14 protein-coding genes and 1 riboswitch are annotated in these 20,777 nt (G+C 61.0%); of the genes, 12 read left to right on the top strand and 2 right to left on the bottom strand.

Features of this window, described 5'->3' with window-relative positions:
- Nucleotides 1-37 precede the first annotated feature (37 nt).
- The 9 genes from RGAI101_RS06330 (at nucleotide 38) to uca (ending at nucleotide 12,303) form a co-directional block, all read left to right on the top strand.
- Nucleotides 38-823: an SDR family NAD(P)-dependent oxidoreductase gene (locus tag RGAI101_RS06330; protein WP_008228041.1), complete on the top strand. Its 786-nt coding sequence runs from the start codon at nucleotides 38-40 to the stop codon at nucleotides 821-823.
- 235 nt (nucleotides 824-1,058) lie between these two features.
- On the top strand, nucleotides 1,059-2,195 hold the full coding sequence (locus RGAI101_RS06325) for a TAXI family TRAP transporter solute-binding subunit (protein ID WP_008226559.1): 1,137 nt from the start codon (nucleotides 1,059-1,061) through the stop codon (nucleotides 2,193-2,195).
- A gap of 79 nt (nucleotides 2,196-2,274) precedes the next feature.
- Nucleotides 2,275-4,269: a TRAP transporter permease gene (locus tag RGAI101_RS06320; protein ID WP_008224882.1), complete on the top strand. Its 1,995-nt coding sequence runs from the start codon at nucleotides 2,275-2,277 to the stop codon at nucleotides 4,267-4,269.
- Nucleotides 4,270-4,458: 189 nt separating this feature from the next.
- Nucleotides 4,459-4,567, top strand: a riboswitch (guanidine-I (ykkC/yxkD leader).
- Between the two features lie 70 nt (nucleotides 4,568-4,637).
- Nucleotides 4,638-5,708 carry a putative urea ABC transporter substrate-binding protein gene (locus tag RGAI101_RS06315; protein WP_008228398.1) on the top strand — a complete coding sequence of 357 codons (1,071 nt, stop codon included), beginning with the start codon at nucleotides 4,638-4,640 and terminating at the stop codon, nucleotides 5,706-5,708.
- A gap of 15 nt (nucleotides 5,709-5,723) precedes the next feature.
- Complete coding sequence (locus RGAI101_RS06310) at nucleotides 5,724-6,542, top strand: ABC transporter permease (RefSeq protein ID WP_008226249.1); 819 nt, start codon at nucleotides 5,724-5,726, stop codon at nucleotides 6,540-6,542.
- On the top strand, nucleotides 6,539-7,369 hold the full coding sequence (locus RGAI101_RS06305; protein WP_008229073.1) for an ABC transporter ATP-binding protein: 831 nt from the start codon (nucleotides 6,539-6,541) through the stop codon (nucleotides 7,367-7,369). The genes RGAI101_RS06310 and RGAI101_RS06305 overlap by 4 nt, the downstream gene beginning before the upstream one ends.
- Before the next feature lies 1 nt (nucleotide 7,370).
- Nucleotides 7,371-8,186, top strand: a complete 816-nt coding sequence (locus RGAI101_RS06300) for an urea amidolyase associated protein UAAP1 (RefSeq protein WP_008226832.1) — start codon at nucleotides 7,371-7,373, stop codon at nucleotides 8,184-8,186.
- Nucleotides 8,187-8,190: 4 nt separating this feature from the next.
- Nucleotides 8,191-8,787, top strand: a complete 597-nt coding sequence (locus RGAI101_RS06295) for an urea amidolyase associated protein UAAP2 (RefSeq protein WP_008227096.1) — start codon at nucleotides 8,191-8,193, stop codon at nucleotides 8,785-8,787.
- A 3-nt stretch (nucleotides 8,788-8,790) separates the two neighbouring features.
- Nucleotides 8,791-12,303: an urea carboxylase gene (uca, locus tag RGAI101_RS06290; protein ID WP_008228102.1), complete on the top strand. Its 3,513-nt coding sequence runs from the start codon at nucleotides 8,791-8,793 to the stop codon at nucleotides 12,301-12,303.
- A 200-nt stretch (nucleotides 12,304-12,503) separates the two neighbouring features.
- Here uca and RGAI101_RS06285 read toward each other — a convergent pair whose 3' ends face one another.
- Nucleotides 12,504-13,913 carry an FAD-binding oxidoreductase gene (locus RGAI101_RS06285; RefSeq protein WP_008226987.1) on the bottom strand — a complete coding sequence of 470 codons (1,410 nt, stop codon included), beginning with the start codon at nucleotides 13,911-13,913 and terminating at the stop codon, nucleotides 12,504-12,506.
- The gene (locus RGAI101_RS06280; RefSeq protein ID WP_008228423.1) at nucleotides 13,910-14,995 is read right to left on the bottom strand and encodes a malate/lactate/ureidoglycolate dehydrogenase; all 1,086 of its coding nucleotides are present in this window, start codon (nucleotides 14,993-14,995) and stop codon (nucleotides 13,910-13,912) included. The genes RGAI101_RS06285 and RGAI101_RS06280 overlap by 4 nt, the downstream gene beginning before the upstream one ends.
- Nucleotides 14,996-15,231: 236 nt before the next feature.
- Here RGAI101_RS06280 and RGAI101_RS06275 point away from each other — a divergent pair, with 236 nt between their 5' ends.
- The 3 genes from RGAI101_RS06275 to RGAI101_RS06260 all read left to right on the top strand — a co-directional run bounded on the left by RGAI101_RS06275 (nucleotide 15,232) and on the right by RGAI101_RS06260 (nucleotide 20,519).
- Nucleotides 15,232-16,767 (top strand): AMP-binding protein, encoded by a 1,536-nt coding sequence (locus RGAI101_RS06275; protein WP_037227561.1) that lies wholly within the window; start codon nucleotides 15,232-15,234, stop codon nucleotides 16,765-16,767.
- A 711-nt stretch (nucleotides 16,768-17,478) separates the two neighbouring features.
- A complete protein-coding gene (locus RGAI101_RS06265) occupies nucleotides 17,479-19,209 on the top strand; it encodes a type I secretion system permease/ATPase (RefSeq protein ID WP_037229165.1) in 1,731 nt (576 codons plus the stop codon).
- A complete protein-coding gene (locus RGAI101_RS06260; protein WP_008228824.1) occupies nucleotides 19,206-20,519 on the top strand; it encodes an HlyD family type I secretion periplasmic adaptor subunit in 1,314 nt (437 codons plus the stop codon). Before RGAI101_RS06265 ends, RGAI101_RS06260 begins: the two co-directional genes overlap by 4 nt.
- Nucleotides 20,520-20,777 lie beyond the last annotated feature (258 nt).

The raw sequence follows: 20,777 nt of genomic DNA, 5'->3' as shown, positions 1-20,777 counted from the left end.
GGGTGGTGTTTAAAGAAAACAGGCGAGGGGAACAAAAATGAGCGATCTTGACGGGCGCATCGCGCTGGTGACGGGGTCCGCAACCGGATTGGGGCGGTCAATCGCAGTCAAGCTGGCGGAACGTGGCGCAGATGTGATCATCAACTATTCGCGCTCCGCGACCGAGGCCGAAGAGGCGGCGGACCTGTGCCGCACTGCCGGATCACAGGTTGAAGTGGTCAAGGCGAATGTCGCCGACCCCGAGGGGTGTCAGGCGCTGGCGCAGGCCGCACAGCGGCGCGGGCGGCTGGATATTCTGGTAAACAACGCTGGCATCACCCGACACGCGCGGGATCATTCCGATCTGGATGCGCTGACCAAGGCGGATTTTATGGATACCTACGAGGTGAACGTGGTCGGACCCTATCTGATGTTGCAGGCCACCAAGACGCTGCTTGAGGCGGCGTATCAGACAACCGGACGGTCCAGCACGGTGCTGAACACATCGTCGATCGCAGGGATCAAGGGCATCGGATCATCTGTGGCCTACGCCGCGTCCAAGGGTGCGCTGAACACGATGACCCTGTCACTGGCACGGGCGCTGGCCCCGGCGATCCGCGTCAACGCGTTGTGCCCCGGTTTCATTGGCACCCGCTGGTTCAGGGATACGATGGACGAAGACGCCTTTGCGAAGACAGTGGAGCGGATTGAAACGGCAACACCTCTGGGGGTGGCATCGGGGCCTGATGACATCGCTGACGCCGCATTATTCTTCCTGTCGGACGCGTCGCGCCACGTGACCGGTGAATTGCTGCTGGTCGATGCGGGATTGCATCTGGCCTGAAGACGTTGTGGATTGAGGGATTTATGAGGCAGGGGCAGGGCTTGTTTCGGTCTGTAAAACAAACCCGGGCCTGACCCTGAATCAATCCTGCAATAACGTAACCTTATGTTGACAGGTCAAAACCAAGGCACCTATCCTTTCCACAGGGCGGAACAGCGTTTCATCAGAAAACGAGGCCGCCAGACCGGTCTGCATCCCGAAAATGGGGCAGGCTCGGATTTTTAGGGAGGAAACGATGAACTACCTTACAACCACGATTGCCGCTTTCGGCATGACGGCCACCATGGCCGCTGCGCAAGATATCGAGCTGCCAAAGCAGCTGAACTGGACAGCCTATGACACCGGATCAGCCGGCTACAATCAGGCCGTCGCGATCGGGGCGGCCTTGCAGGATGCAACGGGCGTGAACTTGCGCGTGCTGCCCGGCAAGAACGACGTGTCGCGGACAGAACCGCTGCGCCAGGGCCGGGTCGAATTCTCGGCAACCGGTGTCGGCGGCAGCTTTATGGCGCAAGAAGGCGTCTTTGATTTTGGCGCGGAAAACTGGGGGCCGCAGCCGGTCCGCGTGCTGATGGCCAACAACGGTGGTGCCATCAACCTTGCCGTCGGTGTCGCCGGTGATCTGGGGATCGAAACCTATGCCGATCTGAAGGGCAAACGCGTCGCCTATATCGTTGGTGCCCCGGCGCTGAACGTGAATACCGAAGCGTACATGGCCTATGGCGGTCTGACGTGGGATGATGTCGAACGCGTTGATTTCGGCGGCTTCGGGGCCAGCTGGACCGGTCTGATCGAAGGTCAGGTTGATGCCGCGTTTGCCTCCACCAACTCGGGCAAGGCCTATGAGGCCGAAGCAGGTCCGCGCGGGCTGTTCTGGCCCCCGATTGATCCGGCCGATACCGAAGGCTTTGCGCGGATGCAGGCAGTTGCACCGTTCTTTACCATCAACAAGGCCAGCGTCGGGGCCACGATCGACGGCACAGATGGCTATCAGGGGGCAGGCTATGCGTACCCCGTGCTGACGGCGATGGCCGCGACAGATGAAAGCCTTGTGTACAACATGACCAAGGCGATGGTTGAACTGTTCCCGAAATATGACGGCAATTCCCCCGGCATCGGTGGCTGGGCGATGGACAAGCAGAACATGGAATGGGTCGTGCCCTACCATGAAGGTGCGATCCGCTATTTCACAGAAGCAGGTGTCTGGAATGACAAGGCACAGGCGCATAACGACCAGCTGATCGCGCGTCAGGAAGCGTTGGCCGCCGCATGGGAAGCGACCAAGGCAGCAGCCCCCGCCGATTGGGAGGCCGCGTGGTCCGAAGCACGTCGCAAGGCGCTGAAAGATGGCGGCTTCTCGGTCGTATTCTAATCCTTGCCAAATGCTGTGATCGGCCGGTTTTTCTGAAACCGGCCGGTTTGTCATGTTCATTCCAAATACGAGCGCGCCCATGACCGATCACGATACATCCCCTGCCGGATCAAAAGGCCTGGAACAGGTCGCCATTGACGGCGCAACCCCGGCCGAGCTTATCTCGGGCCCCGCCCGCTGGGTCGTGGTGATCGGCACGTTGCTGTCGCTGGTGCTGGTGATCAACCAGCTGTTCAACATCCAGCTTATGGGCCTTGTCCTGATCGAAGGGCGATACCTTTACGTATTGGGCGGCCTGTTTCTGGCGCTGAGTTTCCTGATCTTTCAGATGCGCGGCGGCAAGGGCGGGACGCCGTCGTGGCTTGATTGGCTGCTGTTCGCCTTATCCGTCGTTTGTACCGCCTATCTGGCGCAGACGGCGCAGCAGAACCTGTCGCAAGGCTGGGAATATGCCGCACCGGAACTGGCGCAATATGTATCCGTCGTTTTCTTCTTTCTGATCCTCGAGGCGACGCGCCGCGCGGGCGGGCTGGTCTTGTTCATCATCGTCACGGTGTTCGCTTTCTATCCGACGTTTGCAGGGCAGGTGCCTGATCCGTTTTCGGGGTTCCAAAGCACGTTCATGCAGACCGTGCCCTATCACATCTATTCCGCTGAAAGTTCATTCGGCATCCCGATGAAGGCCTTCGGCGGCGTGGTGATCGGGTTCATTCTGTTCGGCGCGGTGTTGCAGCGCACGGGCGGCGGGCAGTTCTTCAACGATCTGGCGCTTGGCCTTGTCGGCGGTTACCGCGGTGGGGCGGCCAAGGTGTCGATCTTTGCCAGCGGGTTCATGGGGTCGATGTCCGGTTCCGTCATTTCGAATGTGCTGACAACCGGGGCGGTGTCCATTCCGGCGATGCGCAAGACCGGCTTCTCCGCCAAGACCGCCGCTGCCACAGAGGCATGTGCCTCGACCGGGGGCGTCCTGATGCCGCCGATCATGGGGGCCACGGCCTTTGTGATGGCGTCGTTCCTGTCGCGCCCCTATGTCGAAATCGCACTGGCCGCTGCCATTCCAAGCCTGCTGTTCTATTGGGGTCTGTTCACCCAGATCGATGCCTATTCGGCGAAACGCGGCCTGCGCGGTCTGCCCAAGCCCGATCTGCCACGCCTGCGCGCGGTCATGATCGAAGGTTGGCCCTATATCTTTGTCTTTGCGCTGCTGCTTTACATGATGATCGGCCTGCGGCAGGAATCTTCGGCACCGTTTTACGCGACAGCGCTGCTGTTGGTGGTCAACCAGTTCCGCGCCAGCCACCGCCTGAACATCACGCGGCTTGGCAACATGATTGTTGGCGTCGGCATGGGGCTGGCAGAGCTGACGGCGATCCTGCTCGGTGTCGGCCTGATCGTGGGGTCGTTTTCGGCCACCGGGCTTGCGGGAACGCTGGTGAACGAACTGGTGTTCATCGCAGGCGACAACACGCTGGTGTTGCTGCTGATGGGGGCCGTCACGGCGTTCATCTTCGGCATGGGGATGACGGTCACGGCCTGCTATATCTTTCTGGCGGTCGTTCTGGCTCCGGCGCTCGAGGCGGGCGGCTTGAACCAATTGGCCGTGCATCTGTTCATCCTGTATTGGGGCATGGTCAGCTATATCACGCCGCCTGTCGCCCTTGGCGCTTTTGCGGCATCCACGATGGCAGGGTCGAACCCTATCGCAACAGGGTTTGAGGCGATGCGTCTGGGCGGAGTCATCTATATCGCGCCGTTCTTCTTCGTGCTTAACCCCGCGCTTATCGGGCAGGCACCGGCTTGGGAGATCACGGTCGCGCTCAGCTGTGCGTTGATCGGCGTCGCGATGATCTCGTCTGCGTTGCAGGGCTATGTCAGTCTGGTTGGCCCCTTGGACGGGGGCGCGGGCCTGCCGCTTCGGATCATGCTGTTCTTTGGCGGGGTGCTGATTGCCATGCCGCAGAATAATCTGGCCAATCTGGGTTATGCGCTGTCCTTTGCCATTGGGGCCGCACTTTGCGCGCTGCCGATGTTTGTCGCGTGGCGGGCAAATGCTGTGGACCCCCGACACGCGTGATGGCCTAACACCTTTGACGTTGTAATCTGCCCTTCGGTGCCAAAGCGCAGCGGAGGGCAGACCGCATTCGTGCCTAAATTTCCATCGCCAGACGCGCGGGTTGCCTGAAAATAATGCAGCCATGCGGATGCCAATGCCAAAGCGTTCGATATGCTTGCCGCAGTGGCCCCTGTCCAACAATCATCAAATTGAGTTTTCGGCTAGGGTTCCGGCGTTCAACACGTGTCTGGTCCGAGAGCCGAAGCTGGCGGGACAGAAAAATCCGTCAGATGCACGGCGGGACAAAAGCCCGGGAGACCTCGCAAGACCAAGGGATTGGCGGCGATGATCTGTATCCAATCCCTTTTTGAAACTGAAAAGGGACTGATATGAAAACCAATCGCAGAATGACGCTTGCCGCCTTGGCCGCCTTGGGTGTGCTGGGCTTTGGGCAGACCGCCGTCGCGCAGGAAAAGACGGATTTCAAAGTCGCATGGTCGATCTATGTCGGCTGGATGCCATGGGGGCACGCTGCGGACGCGGGCATCGTCGACAAATGGGCCGATAAATACGGCATCTCGATCGAAGTCACGCAATTCAACGATTATGTCGAATCCATCAACCAGTACACGGCGGGCGGCTATGATGCGGTCACGCTGACCAACATGGACGGCCTGTCGATCCCGGCAGCGGGCGGCGTGGATACGACCGCCGTCATCGTAGGTGATTTTTCCGATGGGAATGACGCGGTGTTCATCAAGGACGGAAACGCGCTGGCCGATATTGCCGGGCGCGATGTGAACCTGGTGGAATTCTCGGTCTCGCATTATCTGCTGTCGCGCGCGTTGGACAGCGTGGGGATGTCCGAGCAGGACGTGAAGGTCATCAACACCGCCGACCCCGATATGGTGGGGGCGTTCCAGACCGATGATGTGACTGCGATGGTGACATGGAACCCCATGGTGTCGGAAATCGAAACGCTGCCCGGCGCGGTCAAGGTTTTCGACAGCGCGCAGATCGAAGGCGAGATCATCGATCTGATGGTCGCCAACACCGACGTGCTGTCAGATAACCCCAAGTTCGGTCAGGCGTTGGCCGGCATCTGGTACGAGACGATGACGCTGATGACATCCGACACGCCCGAAGGCGCTGCCGCACGCGCCGCCATGGGGGCTGCGTCGGGCACCGATCAGGCGGGCTTCGAAGCACAGATGGCCGCGACGAAACTTTTTGCCGACCCTGCCGAGGCCGTTGCCTTTACCGCGTCGTCTGATCTGGCGGGCACGATGAATTTGGTCCGCGCGTTCCTGTTCGACAAAGGGCTTTTGACACCGGGTGCCACGTCCGAAGACGCCATCGGCATTGAACTGCCCGACGGCACCATTCTGGGCGATACCGCCAATGTCAAATTCAGGTTCGACACGACGTTCATGCAAATGGCCGCCGACGGCGCGCTGTAAGCAGGAACGGGACCGATGCGCCTGATCAATCAACAGCTGTCGCCGGTGGCGGCGACAGCCTTGAAATTCGCGCCGTTCCTGGTACTGATACTGGCGTATCTGCTGGGGTCGTCCCTGCGGTTGGCTGAAAACCCAAATGACAAGCTGTTGCCGGCGCTCACCAGCATTGCGGATGCCGTCGATCTGATGGCTTTCACCCCCGACCGGCGCAGCGGTGATTATCTGCTGTGGACCGATACCTGGTCCAGCCTGAAGCGGCTTGCCGCGGGCCTTGGCATATCGACGGCACTGGCGTTGGTGATCGGCGTCTGCATCGGCATCCTGCCGTTCTTTCGCGCGCTGCTGGCCCCCTTTGTCAGCTTTGTGTCCATGGTGCCGCCCTTGGCGCTGCTGCCGATCCTTTTCATTTCGATGGGATTGGGGGAAACGTCCAAGATTGCGTTGATCGTAATCGGCGTCGCCCCGATCATGATCCGTGATCTTGCGCAAACCGTGCTGGCCTTGCCCCGCGAACAGATCGTCAAGGCCGAGACCCTGTCGGCCTCAAGCTGGCTGATCGCCCTGCGCATCGTCTTGCCCCAGGCCCTGCCGCGTCTCTTGGGCAGTCTGCGCCTGCAACTGGGGCCCGCCTTCCTGTTTCTTATCGCCGCCGAGGCGATTTCCGCGGACAGCGGTCTGGGCTACCGCATCTTTCTGGTACGGCGCTATCTGTCGATGGACATCATCTTTCCCTATGTCGCATGGATCACCTTTCTGGCGGCCAGTGCCGATTTCGGCATCGATCGCTTCCGCCGCTGGCTGTTCCCCTGGTCGCAGCTGGAGGCGGGCAGATGACGGCCCTCACGTTGCGCAATGTCTGGAAGGAATACGGCGACCAGATCGTCATCGAAAACCTGAGCCTTGATATCGCCCCGCGATCCTTCGTGGCGCTTGTCGGGCCGTCAGGTTGCGGGAAAACGACATTGCTGCGCCTGTTGCTGGGGCAAGAACGCGCAACCCGTGGCACCATCATGCTGGATGGCGCAGCCTTGCCTGATGAACCCGGGCCGGACCGCGGTGTGGTGTACCAACGCTATTCGGTGTTTCCGCATCTGACGGTTCTGGGCAACGTCATGTTGGGTCCGGAATTGCAATCGGCGCGCGTCGTGGGCCGCAGCTTTGGCGCGGCGCGGCGACATCTGAATGAGGCCGCAAGGCAGATGATCGCCGATGTCGGCCTTGCCGGATCAGAAGATAAATACCCCGCGCAACTGTCCGGCGGGATGCAGCAACGGCTTGCCCTGGCGCAGGCGTTGATGATGAAACCACGGGTGCTGCTGCTGGACGAACCGTTTGGCGCGCTGGACCCCGGCATCCGGACGGACATTCACCATCTGATGAAACGGCTGTGGGATGAACGGCCCATGACAGTCGTGATGGTTACGCATGACCTGCGCGAGGCGTTCACCCTGGGGACCCGTGTCGTCGCCTTGGGTCGCAAACGCAACCGCCCCGAAGAGGCCGACCGCTACGGGGCCTCGATCACCAATGACATCGACATCTGGCCGCCCCGCGTCGCCGGAGCCCGCACCCTGTTCAATACCGAATACGCCCTTGGTTGGGACGACCCGACCGTACAAGCCGTGACATCGGGACGACCCGATCAACCACCGGAGACCTGAGATGCACGTCCACCGCACCCCCGAACAGATCAACGCCGACCGTCAGCGCTATCTTGAACATCAACGCATGGGGCTTGACCATTCACCGGGCTCAATGCCCGTTGCCAGCCCGCGCCCTGCGCCGGAAATCGACGTTGCGTCGGTTCTGTCGTCCAGGACTGTGCCGGGGGGCTGGTACACGACCCTCGCCGTGACCGAGGGCGACATCATCCGCCTTGCCCCGCAAGGGGCGGGGTCATCGGTGTCGTTGGCCGCCTGGTCCGCCGCCGACCCGACCGAGCGGATGAACCTGCCCGATACCATCAAGCTGCAATGGACAACCGACCTTGCGAAAGGGCGGGTGATCTTTTCGGACATGGGCCGCGTGATGCTGTCGATTGTCGAAGACAGCTCTGGGGCGCATGATGCGCTGACAGGCGGGTCGACGCCCGCCACGGTCGAGAAATACAACGATCCCCGGATGCGCAACACCCACGACAACATGGTGCTGGCCGCGGCCAAGCTGGGGTTGGACCGGCGTGATATCCCGCCGATGTTTACCCTGTTTGCCCCGGTCCGGGTGCAGTCCGATGGCCGGTTTGAATGGCGCGGCTCCATGGTCTCGCAAGGGGACTGGATCGAACTGCGCGCCGAAATCGACCTGCTGGTCGCCCTGTCCAACTGCCCGCATCCGCTGGACCCGCGTGCCGGATCCGTCCCCGACGCCGTCGAGATAACCAAGATTTCGGGCACGCCGGTGGCTGACGATGACATGTGTCGGACCTCCACCGCCGAAGCGCAACGCGGATTTGAAAACAATGCTAAGGCAAAGGGTTAAGGTCATGGATCAAGTGTATGATATTGCCGCCGAAAAACCATGGTCCGGGATCGTGAGAAAAGGTCAGACCATCCGCGTCGAAGACACCTATGGCCAGCAGGCGATCGACACGATTTTCTATCGGGCCGACGATTTTGGCGAACGCTATTCCAGTCAGGACACGCTGCGTGCCCAGGGGGCCGCATATATCACCACGGGCACGCGGCTGATGTCATCGGAAGGCCGCGCGATGTTGACGGTGACGGCCGATACTTCGGGCCGGCATGATACGTCGGCCGGGTGCTGTTCATGCGAAAGCAACACGGTCCGGTTCGGCCATGACACGCTGTATCAACATGCGTGCCGCGAGAATTTCATCATGGAACTGTCCCGCCACGGCATGACCAAGCGCGACATCGTCGCCAACATCAACTTTTTCATGAACGTGCCGATCAGCCCGAATGGCGCGATGACCGTGGATGACGGCATTTCCGCGCCGGGCGATCACGTGGAAATGGTGGCGGAAATGGACGTGCTTTGCGTGATATCGAACTGTCCGCAAATCAACAATCCCTGCAACGGTTTCGACCCGACGCCGATCCGTGTTGTGATCAAAGGATAAGCCATGTTCACGAAGGTACTTGTGGCCAATCGCGGTGAAATCGCGGTTCGGGTCATCAAAACGTTGCGCCGGTTGGGTATCGCATCCGTTGCCGTGTGGTCGGATGCGGACCGCTTTTCACCAGCGGTAAGGCTTGCGGACGAGGCCGTGCGCCTTGGGCTATCGCCTGCCGCCGAAAGCTATTTGAACGCAGATGCCGTGATTGCGGCCTGCACCGCGACGGGCGCGCAGGCGGTGCACCCGGGCTATGGTTTCCTGTCGGAAAATACCGATTTTGCCGCACGGTTGGCTGACGCAGGGATCACGTTCATCGGGCCACGGGTCGAACACCTGCTGGCGTTTGGCATGAAACATACGGCGCGCGATCTGGCGATGGCCGCTGATGTGCCGCTGTTGCCCGGGTCGGGTTTGCTGGCCACGGCGGCGCAGGCGGTGGCCGAGGCTGCGCGCATCGGCTATCCGGTGATGCTGAAAAGCACTGCAGGCGGGGGCGGCATCGGGATGCAGCTTTGCGCTGACGAGGCGGCATTGACGGCGGCATTTGAAACCGTCGGGCGGACGGCCAACGCCAGTTTCGGCGATGCCCGGGTATTCATCGAAAGGTTCGTTGCAGACGCGCGCCATGTCGAAGTGCAGGTTTTCGGGGACGGGGCGGGGCGCGTGATAGCTTTGGGCGAACGCGATTGTTCCTTGCAGCGCCGCAACCAGAAGGTGGTCGAGGAAACACCGGCTCCGGGTTTGCCCGACGCTGTGCGCGCGCAGTTGCACGCTGCTGCCAAGGCGCTTTGTGCGTCCGTATCCTATGCGTCGGCGGGCACGGTCGAATTCATCTATGACCCCCTGCGCGAGGATTTCTATTTTCTCGAGGTGAACACAAGATTGCAGGTCGAACACCCCGTCACCGAAGCCGTCTATGGCATCGACCTTGTCGAATGGATGATCCGGCAGGCCGCCGGAGAAGCGGTTCTGCCTGACGTCCCGCTGGTGCTGCAGGGGGCCGCGATCGAGGTGCGTCTTTATGCCGAGGTGCCGCATGCGGGCTTTCGCCCCTCTGCCGGGCGTCTGACGGATGTGCAGTTTCCCGACACTGCCCGCATCGACACCTGGATCGAAACCGGTACCGAGGTGACCCCTTTCTACGATCCGATGCTGGCCAAGATCATCGTGACCGGCGCGGATCGGCCAGCCGCCATCGCCGCGCTGCAACAGGCGCTGGAGGAGACCCGCGTTTCGGGGATTGAAACCAATCTGGGCTATCTGCGGGCGATTGCGGCTTCTGACATTCTGGCGTCGGGGCAGGTAACGACGACGGCGTTGAACCGCTTTGATTTCTCCCCCACCTGTATCGAGGTGATCGCCCCCGGTGCACAATCCAGCCTTCAGGAACTGCCCGGTCGGCTTGGCTTGTGGCATGTTGGTGTGCCGCCGTCGGGCCCGATGGATGCGGCCTCTTTCCGCAACGCCAACCGCCTGCTTGGCAATCCCCCCGACACCGCAGCGCTTGAACTGACAATGACGGGTCCGACCCTGCGCTTTCTGTCCGCGACGCGCATTGCCATGGCCGGAGCGCAGATGACGCTGGCCCTGGATGGTGCCCAAGTGGTCGGGCCGGTAATTGACGTGCCTGCCGGGGCAGTGCTGGCCATTGGCGGGATCATCGGGGCAGGGCAGCGGGCCTATCTGGCAGTTGCTGGCGGGTTCGATGCGCCGGAAATCCTCGGCTCCCGGGCGTGTTTCGGCCTAGGGCAGTTTGGTGGTCACGCCATGGGCACGCTCAAGACCGGCGATGTGCTCCATATCGCGTCCCATCCCTGTGCCGCCCCTGCGCCGCTGGAAGACATGTCGCTGACCACCGCATGGGAGGTAAGCGTCCTGTATGGCCCGCATGGTGCGCCGGATTTCTTTCGGACCAGCGACATCGCCGCGTTCTTTGCCACCGACTACAAGGTGCATTTCAATTCCGACCGTACCGGCGTCCGCTTGATCGGACCTGCACCGCAATGGGCACGCGCGGATGGCGGAGAGGCTGGATTGCACCCGTCGAACCTGCATGACAACGCCTATGCGGTCGGGGCCATCGATTTTACCGGTGACATGCCGATCATTTTGGGGCCGGACGGTCCCAGCCTTGGCGGGTTCGTCAGCCCTGCTGTCGTCGCGGCCGAAGACCGATGGAAAATGGGCCAGTTCCGTCCCGGCGATACCATCCGGTTCAAACCAGTGCAGCGGGCAGACGACCCGGTCACGGCCCCCAGCCTTGCGGGTGCGGGATCCCCGGTGATGATGCGCAAGGACGGGGCAGAGGTTCCGGTCGTGTACCGCCGTCAGGGTGACGACAATCTGTTGGTCGAATACGGTGATATGACGCTGGACATCGAATTGCGGCTGCGGGTGCATTTGTTGATGCAGGCTGTTCGGGACGCCAAGTTGCCGGTGATTGACCTGACACCGGGGATCAGGTCGTTGCAAATCCACTATGACAGCACGCGGTTGTCGCGGGATAAACTGCTGGCCTTCCTGACCGAGATCGAGGCGACCTTGCCCCCCGCAGAAGACATCACCGTGCCGTCGCGCATCGTGCATCTGCCGCTGTCCTGGGGCGATCCGCAGGCCGAACTGGCGATGCGAAAGTATCAGGATCTGGTCCGTCCGGACGCGCCGTGGTGTCCGTCGAATATCGAATTCATACGCCGGATCAACGGATTGCAGGACGAAGCTGCCGTGCGCAAGATCGTCTATGACGCCAGCTATCTGGTCCTGGGGCTGGGGGATGTCTATCTGGGTGCGCCCGTGGCGACACCGATTGATCCGCGCCACCGTCTGGTCACGACGAAATACAATCCCGCGCGCACCTGGACACCTGAAAATGCCGTGGGAATCGGCGGTGCCTACATGTGTGTCTATGGCATGGAGGGACCGGGGGGCTATCAGTTGGTCGGGCGGACGGTGCAGGTCTGGAATACGTGGCGGCGCACGCCTGCATTTCACAAGAACCCGTGGCTGCTGGATTTCTTCGACCAGATCAGGTTTTTCCCGGTATCCCACGAAGAACTGACCGAAGCGCGGCATGCCTTTCCGCATGGGGAATACCCGCTGAAGATCGAAGAGACGACATTCAAATGGGCCGATCACAAGCGCGCCTTTGCCGAACAGGCTGCGGATATCACGCGGTTCAAGAACAACCAGCAGGACGCATTCGAGGCCGAGCGGCAGCGGTGGAAAGAGCAGGGCCAAGACAGTTTTGCGCCGGATCACGGAAAGGTGGCAGATGCGGCACCGGACGATATCCCCGAGGGTTTCATCGGCATCGAAAGCGCCGTGCCGGGCAGTCTGTGGAAGGTCACCGTGGCCCCCGGCGATCTTGTCAAAGCCGGAGACACAGTGGCGATTGTTGAATCGATGAAGATGGAAATGGCGGTGCTGGCCCCCGCGTCCGGACGCATCAGCGATGTGCGTGCGGCACCGGGGCAGGCGTTGCGCGCGGGCCAAGTTGTCGCGTTGATGACACCGTCATAGGGGGCAATGGGCGTCCCTGGCAGGCCATCGCGAAGGGCAAAGCGCAGACTGCACCGGGGGCAAGCAGCGACGGATAGGCTTGATGCCGCGCGTTCAGCGCGCGCGCGAGGGTCAGGACTACACGTGTGATCCGTGCGGCGACGGGCCTTGGCAAGTTGCCGCGAAAATGGGCCTATATATCAATCGTCACACTGACAGCTTCATCCAAGGTCATTGGCCTGCATGTGGAAAATGCGCCCGGGGTTCAGCAGGTTTTTCGGGTCCATCGCCTGCTTGAGCGTGCGCATCAGCGCCAGTTCCGCTGCCGTGCGGCTTTGGCCCAGATAAGCACGTTTCAGAGTTCCGATGCCATGTTCAGCCGAGATCGACCCGCCGACTTCTCCGACCCAGCCATAGACGATCTGTTGGATCTGTTCCTTGGGCTGCGGGGCATCGGTGACCGCCTTGGCGACCAGATGCAGGTTGCCATCGGCCAGATGCCCGCCGACAAACAGGCGCACGTCGCCCAAGGCGGCGCGCAAGCGGCGTAGCAGTTCGTCTTCGATGGTTTTCATATCGGGAATGGAGAGGCTGATGTCGAACCCCACGGCGGGCTGTTGTTTGCCCATGGCCTGCGCCATGCCGTCACGCACATTCCAGAACGCATCAATCTCGGCGTTCGACCGCGACAGGACGGCATCTACGATCATCCCCCGTTCGAGCGCGTCCCCCAGACAGGTTTCGAATTTATCCGTGTCGCCCGCCGAATCCGATCCCATCATTTCAATCAGCACATAAAATGCGTGGCCGGGTGGGACAGGGGCCTTTGTGCCGGGCACATCCGACAGGATCGCGGCATAGGTACTGGCCCAGATCACCTCGAAGGCGCTCAGGTCCGCGCCAAGGCCGGAACGCGTATGGGTCATCAAATCCGACACGGCATCAAAGCTGTCGGCCGCGCAAAACGCCACCACTTGCGTCTTGGGCTTGGGATACAGTCGCAAAGTCGCGCGGGTGATCAGGCCCAGGGTGCCCTCGCTGCCGATGAACATCTGTTTCAGATCATAACCGGTGTTGTTCTTGATATAGCCGTTAAGGCTGTTGATGATGGTGCCATCCGCAAGAACTGCTTCGATCCCCAATGTCAGATCGCGGGTCATGCCATAGCGGATCACCCGGTTGCCGCCTGCATTCGTCGACAGGTTTCCCCCGATGCTGCAAGACCCGCGCGACCCCAGATCAAGGGGATAGACCATGCCCACGGCATCGGCAGCCTCTTGTACCACCTGCAAAGGCGTGCCGGCCTGCACCGTGATGGTCCCCGCCTTTGCATCAATTGCTTCGACCTTGTTCATGCGCTCCAGTGAAATCACAACCTCGCCGTGCTGGGGCATCGCCCCGACGACCAAGCCGGTAAGCCCGCCCTGGATCACCACGGGCTGGGACGCGCCATGGCAGGCCGCCATGATCTGCGACATTTCCTGTGTCGACGCAGGGCGCAGGACCATATCGGGCCGCGCATCGACCGTGCCGCGCGGGTCGGTGTGATAGCCCGAATGGACATCCGCGCCAGTCAGAAACCCCTTGTCCCCAAGGATCGCACGCAGCGTATCGTGAAGTGGTGGCGTCATGGCGCGACCCCGGCCGGGGCGATCAGGGCATCAATCTGGTCCTGTGGCACGCCTGCACGGGTTGCCGTTTCCACCAAATGGGCGCGGGTTCCGGCGTCTACGAAAATGCCGTTGGCCTGTCGGTCCTGGGCGCTGCGGCGTTCCGGATCGCCGGGCAGTTGCACGGCGTCAACGCCCGGTGCCGGCGGGGATGCCTTTACCCAATCGGTGTAGCGGTCCATATCGACGCCAAAGGCCTGCGCCATGCCGAACACATCGGGGTCGATCAGGATCGCCAGCATGTTGTTGGTAATGCTCAACGGCACCTCGCGTTCGGGCAGGTAGGCACCGCCGCCGCTAAAGGACCCGCCCAGAATATCGCCCAGAAGGGCCAGCCCGAAGCCCTTGTGATCGCCAAATGTCGTCAGTGCACCGCCCGCGTCGTCGAACATCACCGACGGATCGGTGGTCGGGTTGCCCTGCGCATCGATCAATGATCCTTCGGGCACCTGTTTCCCGCTTAAATGTGCCACACGCGCCTTGCCCATCGCGATCTTGCTGGTGGCCATATCCAGCAGGAACATCGGGTGGGTGTCTGTCGCCGGAATTGCGGTGCAATAGGGGTTGGTCACAAAACGCCCGTCACTGCCGCCAAAGGGGGCCACAAGCGGTCTGGAGGACTGCACATTGGCGTAGAGAATGCAGATGAAGCCTGCCTCGGCGGCCATGGCCCCCCAGTCCCCCAATCGTCCAAGGTGAAAGCTGTTGCGCAAGGACAGCACCGCAAAGTGGTTGGTGCGGGCACGCTGGATCGCAAGGTCCATCGCCTGTTCCGCCACGATGTGGCCAAAGCCACGCTGGCCGTCCACCAGCAGAAACGGGCCCTTGTCCTGCACGACGTCCACGGATGCATCAGGGTCCAGTGTGCCTGCGAAAATGCCGTCAACATAAGCCGGGATCATCCCGACACCGTGACTGTCATGGCCCGTCAGATTGGCGCTGACCAGCCGCGTGGCAATCCGCTGCGCGGCGTCCGGCTGGCCCCCTGCATGGATTAGAATGGATGTCGCCAGGGCGGTCAGATGTTCGGCAGAGATTTTCATGGATCACGGCTTTCTTTTGGGTCGCGGGTGTCAAGGTCGGTTTCAGGTCAACCTCGCGCCGTTGGCGGACGGGATCAAGCACAGAAAAAATCATTCGGCTTCTGTCGGGCACCACCGGGCCGCGCGACCGTCGTGATGGACCACTGACCGGACATGGGGTAGCGTTTGGTGAAAAGACGTCGAACGGAACGGCTTTGCCGGGCTGAAACGGCGGTTGCCGCATGGGGGGAGAGGATATGTCTGACGCGTTGGTTGCGGATTTTGATCGCCGGATAAGTCGTTCGGAATTGACCCGAAACGCGGCCAAGGGGGCCGCAGCACTGGACGCGATCGGGGCAGGTGCGGATGTTCCGGTCGCCATCATCATGCGCAACGATCTGGCGCAGCTCGAGATCATGCGCGCGGCGGCCATGGCCGGAACGGTGGTCGTCGCGCTGAACTGGCACGCCGAAGCCGAGGAAGTCGCGGCCATTTGCGATGACAGCGGGGCGCGTTTCGTGATCATTCACCGCGATCTGATCGACGCTGTGCGGCCCGCTTTGGTCGACCGTACCGTGATCGCCGTGACACCTGGTGCGGCCTTGTGTACGGCCTACGGGATTGATGCCGCGTCTGCTGCGACTGACCCCGACACCCTGGAATGGGGAAGCCTTATGGCCGCGGACCAGCCTGTCGAGACGCGCGAAATGATGCGGCCCCTGATGCGCTATACGTCGGGGTCCACGGGCAAGCCCAAGGGGGTGCGGCGCGTCGGGTCCGGTCCGCGAAAGGATTTCGAAGACGTCCTGGCGCGTATCGGATCGGAGATGTTGCGGCTCAAGCCGGGGTCGCGGTTTTTCACGGCGGCCCCGATTTATCACTCAGCGCCCTCGACCCTCACATCTGCGGCGCTGGTGACGCCCGGGGTGTCGACCTTTGTCGCCCCGAAATTCGACCCCGAGACGTTCCTGGAAACCCTTCAGGCGCAGCGGATTACCCATGTCTATCTGGTACCCACGATGATGAGCCGGATGTTGAAATTGCCCGACGCGGTGAAGGCGCGCTATGATCTGTCCTCGGTCGAATTCTGCGTCTCGACGGGGTCGCCCTGGCCGCATGATCTGAAGGTTGCGATGATTGATTGGTGGGGACCGGTTTTCTGGGAAAGCTATGGCGCGACCGAGATCGGGTTCATGACGATGGTATCGTCGCAGGACGCGTTGGCCAGACCCGGGACGGCAGGGCAGATGCAGATGGGTGGCACGGTGTTGATCCTTGATCCGGACGGCGTTGAACTGCCGACAGGGCAGGTGGGCGAAATCCATGCGCGGATGGATGCCTTTGGCGGGTTCGACTATTCCAACGACCCCGAAAGCCGGTTGGCAGCTGAAAAGCATGGGCATTTTTCGGTCGGTGATCTGGGGTGGGTAGACGCTGACGGGTTTCTGTTTATCACGGACCGCAAGAAGGACATGATCATTTCGGGTGGGGCAAACATCTTTCCCGTCGAAATCGAAGCGGTTTTGATGCGCGCCCCGTTCATCCGCGACGTGGCCGTCTTTGGCGCGCCGGACCCCGAATTTGGCGAACAGATTGTCGCTGCCGTCGAACCGGCCAAGGGCTGGAACCCCGATGCGCAAGAGGTTCTTGATTTTCTGGACGGCAAGCTTGCCCGCTTCAAACACCCACGGATCATAGATTTTCACGACGCCCTGCCACGCGAAGACAGCGGCAAGATCTTCAAGCCAAGACTGCGCGCACCTTATTGGGACGGGGCGGGTCGAAAAATCTGAAGTAGATGGCACCTGAGGAACACGGCGCGAATGCAGGGCTGATTTGTCAGTGCCTTTTTTTCAGATCTCGAACGGTGGATTTAACCGCAATGATTTTTGCGCCAAATGCCAAAGCCCGACATATTTGTCGCGTCGATTTTCCTGGCGATGATTGGCCAGGCTGATTTTTCGGTCAAATCCGGCTGGACGGACATGACTAGAATCCTAGGACAATTCGAAGGGCGATGCCCCTAAGGGTCACACCGGCGTTGATCTGGATCAATCCGATCCCCGCCCGAAATCCTACAAACAATGTCAACTGGGGTGGTGCCCTTCCTGTCTGGGAAGGGGCGAAGGCGTCCGACAAGGGTAGCCCAAGACGAAACTCCGCAGATTGATTTTGGGGGTCGGACGAAACGCATGGTGTATCAAAGCGCGGATCAGATGACCCGGCGGGGTCCGGATCGGGGGTGGTCGGCTGGACCGAGAGGCCGGAAACCATCGCGATGGTAGGGGTCGAGAACCTAGTTTCCGGTTCGCACAAGGCGGCATCAGGAGGGTGTCGGCCTGACATCCCGTATCCTTGGCTGGTGCAGCGGGCGATTGGTTGTCCTGCGTCAGCATCCTCGCCTGCGACGCGCGGATGCGGGGGCGATGGTTCACCTGACAGCTTTCGACGACGACATGCCCGGCTGCCGGGCGACCGTTTCAAGAAACTATCAGGGGCAAACCATGACCAATAGGACACTCGGGCTTCTCGAACTGAAAAAAGCCAGACGGAGCGGCAACAAGCTTTTGAGCGCTGTATTCCTGTTCAGTGTTTTCGTGAATATGCTGATGCTGACGGGGCCGTTGTTCATGTTGCAGGTGTACGACCGGGTGCTTGGATCGCGCTCGGAGGAAACGCTGGTTGCGCTTTTTGCGCTTGTGGTCGTGCTTTACGGGCTGTTGGGCGTTCTTGATTATGCGCGCGGCAGGATACTTGCGCGCTACGGGGCACGTTTTCAGACCGAACTTGATGAACGCGTTTTTGACGCGGTTTTGAAACAGGCGCTGATGCCGTCGAAACGTGCGGCCCCCAGCAGCGGGCAGCGGGACCTTGAGACAGTGCAGACCTTGTTCACGTCACCGGTCATGATCGCCCTGTTCGATGCGCCGTGGACGCCGTTGTTCATGGGCGCAATCTTTATCTTTCACCCGTGGCTGGGGATCTTGGCCTTGATCGGCGGTGCGCTTTTGGTTGTGATTGCGCTTCTCAACAACTGGCTCACCCGCCGCAAAACGCTCGAGGCGCAGTCGACGGCGTCTCTGGCGGCCAGTCTTGGGGAACAGGCGCGGCGGTCGGCCGAGGTTGTCCGGTCACAAGGAATGAGCGCCGCCATTTCTGAACGGTGGCACGGCTTGCGCGACGAAGCCCTGGACCAGACCATAAAGGCCAGCGACTGGACGGGGTCGTTTACGGCGCTGACCAAATCATTCCGGCTGCTCTTGCAATCCGCCATTCTGGCGCTTGGGGCCTATCTGGTGTTGCAGGGCGAGGTCACCGGCGGTGCGATGATTGCAAGTTCGATCCTTCTGGGACGGGCGCTGGCCCCGATCGAACAATCAATCGGGCAATGGGCATTGGTGCAACGGTCGATCGCGGCGTGGGGGTCACTGCGCACCTTGCTTGAGACAACGCCGGTTGACCCCGAAACGCTTGATCTGCCGTGCCCGAAGGCGGACCTGTCCTTGAAAGGTGTGTCGGTCTTTGCGCCGGGAGCCACGAAACTGACCCTCTCGAATATCAACGTTTCGGTGTCACCGGGACAGGTGCTGGGCGTGATCGGCAAAAGCGGGGCAGGCAAGTCAACTTTGGCAAAGGCGATGCTGGGCTTGGTCCCCGTCGCCGCGGGCGAGGTCAGGCTGGGCGGGGCCACGATTGACCAATACGATCCGGATGCGCTGGCCCGCTTTGTCGGTTATCTGCCGCAGAACGTGTCGCTGTTTTCCGGCACCGTGGCTGAAAACATCGCGCGCATGTCGACAGAACCCGATGACGCAAAGGTGGTCGAGGCCGCGAAACGTGCCAATGCCCACGAGATGATCCTGGCCCTTCCCGACGGGTACAAGACCATCGTTCAGGGGGACAAAAGCCAACTGTCGGGCGGCCAGCGTCAACGCATCGCTTTGGCGCGTGCCCTGTACGGCGACCCGGTCCTGTTGGTGCTGGACGAGCCGAATTCGGCTTTGGACAATGACGGATCAATGGCCCTGAACCGCGCGGTGCGGGAATTCAAGGCGTCAGACCGCGCCGTCATCATCATGACCCATAGGCCCACGGCGATTTCCGAATGTGATCGCCTTCTGGTGATCGAAGGCGGCCGGATCATCGCGGATGGTCCCCGCGACGAGGTGCTGAAGACAATGCTGACCAACGTCAGAAGCATCCGGCAAACCATTGCAAAGGCGGAAACATCATGAGCCGTAAACCTCGCGTCAAACGCAAGTGGAAGGCGACACTGCCACTTGGTCTTGGATTTCTGGCCCTTGCGGTGTTGGTGCTGGCCCTCGGGGTCTGGGGCATCCAGTCAAGGATCGCGGGTGCCATCATCGCATCAGGCAGCGTTCAGGTCGAATCCAACCGGCAGGTCGTGCAGCATCCCAAAGGCGGGGTGGTCGGCGAAATTCTGGTCCATGATGGTGATATGGTCAGTGCCGGCGATGTTCTGCTTCGGCTGGACGCCTCGCTCGAGCGTGCCGAACTGGCGATCATCGAAGGGCAGCTCTATGAAATCCTCGCGCGAAAGGCCCGGCTGGAGGCCGAGCGCGACGGCCTGGATGACCTCGTGATTTCTGACCACCTACGCGAGGCGTTGGCCGATGACGCCACGGTCCAGCGGCTGATCGACGGCCAGCAACGGCTGTTCGAGGCGCGCGCGACGACCTTGCAGCAGAAGTCGGAACAGATTTCTGAACAGATCAACCAGACAGAGAACCAGATCAAAGGTGCTACGGCCCAGCTCGCCGCGCTCGAGACCCAGAGAACCTTGATCGAGGTCGAGCTGAAGGACAGTGAAACCCTGTTCGAAAAAGGGTTGTCCCCTGCGGCCCGGGTATCGTCGTTGCGCCGCGAACAGGCGCGGCTGAATGGCGAGATCGGAAGTCTGGATGCGAAGGTCGCTGAAATGCGCGACCGCATCGCGTCGCTGAACATCGAAACGATTTCACTGACCTCGCGGATCAGGGAAGACGCCATCACCACCCTGCGCGACCTCCAGTTCAGCGAAACCGAACTGTTCCAGCGGCGGCTCAGTTCGAAAGAAACGCTGTCGCGCATGGAGATCCGGTCACCGGTCAGCGGGATCATCTATGGGTCGACGATCTTTGCCCTGCAATCGGTCGTTTCTGCCGCCGAACCTGTGATGTTCGTGATCCCGCAAGACAGGTCGCTTGTTATCTCGGCGTCGATTGACGCGATCCATGTCGATCAGGTGCATGTGGGGCAGGTCGCTGATCTGCGCTTTGCGGCGTTTGACCAACGGATGACGCCTTCCATTCTGGGGCGGGTCACGAAACTGTCTGCCGACGTGTTTCGCGACGAGGTAACCGGCGTGTCATTTTACCGTGTCGAATTGATCCCCGAGGCTGGCGAACTCGAAAAACTCGAGGGTCAGATCCTGTTGCCCGGCATGCCGGTCGAGGCGTTTATCAAGACCGGAGACCGGTCACCTCTCAGCTATCTGGCAAAACCGCTCACGGTCTACTTCAGCCGCGCTTTCCGGGAAAGCTGACCTCGAGACCTGCAAACTATCCTGAAACGACCCAGGACGTGTTTCAGCAAACGCATGTATGCGCGCCAGTCAGGGCGGTTTTTGCCCGACGGTCATACCTTCGGCAATTTCTCACGGCCTGTGCTGCATAAAAAATAGTCACTCTTTCGGCGGTGACGGTTTTCGGTCAGCGAAATGCGTTTTTGATTTGCGGCGGCCAAAGTTTTCACCCAGATTGCAATGGTGATCTTAAATCAGATCATGCATTGGCGTTCGCCA

It is taken from the genome of Roseobacter sp. GAI101 (genome assembly GCF_000156335.1).
Taxonomy (GTDB): domain Bacteria; phylum Pseudomonadota; class Alphaproteobacteria; order Rhodobacterales; family Rhodobacteraceae; genus Sulfitobacter.
This window is presented reverse-complemented; position numbering and strand designations above follow the sequence as displayed.